Raw genomic sequence first — 251 nt, 5'->3', positions numbered from 1 at the left:
CATGGATATCGCGACCCACGTGTTTTCGGCGCTCTATCAATTCGGCGACGCCTTTGCGTTTCTGGTGCTGTCGGCCTGCGGGCTCGCGGTGATCTTCGGCATGATGGGCGTGATCAATCTCGCCCATGGCGAGTTCATCATGTGCGGTGCGTATGTGACGGCTGCGACCGTGCATGCGGGCTTGCCGCTGCCGCTGGGCATCCTGGCAGGCACGGTCGTATCTGCGCTTGTCGGCGTCCTCGTCGAACTCG

At 62.5% G+C, this 251-nt stretch carries 1 protein-coding gene; it reads left to right on the top strand.

All coding sequences use genetic code 11. The features are described 5' to 3' along the window. Positions 1-251, top strand: a 251-nt coding sequence (locus M2D63_RS25925; protein WP_405310942.1) for an ABC transporter permease subunit, incomplete at both ends; no start/stop codon positions are given.

The sequence above is a fragment of the Pseudomonas sp. BJa5 genome (assembly GCF_030272875.2).
In the GTDB taxonomy this organism is placed as follows: Bacteria; Pseudomonadota; Gammaproteobacteria; order Pseudomonadales; family Pseudomonadaceae; genus Aquipseudomonas.
Note: the sequence above shows the minus strand (reverse complement) of the source record. Positions and strands in the feature narration are given on the sequence as shown.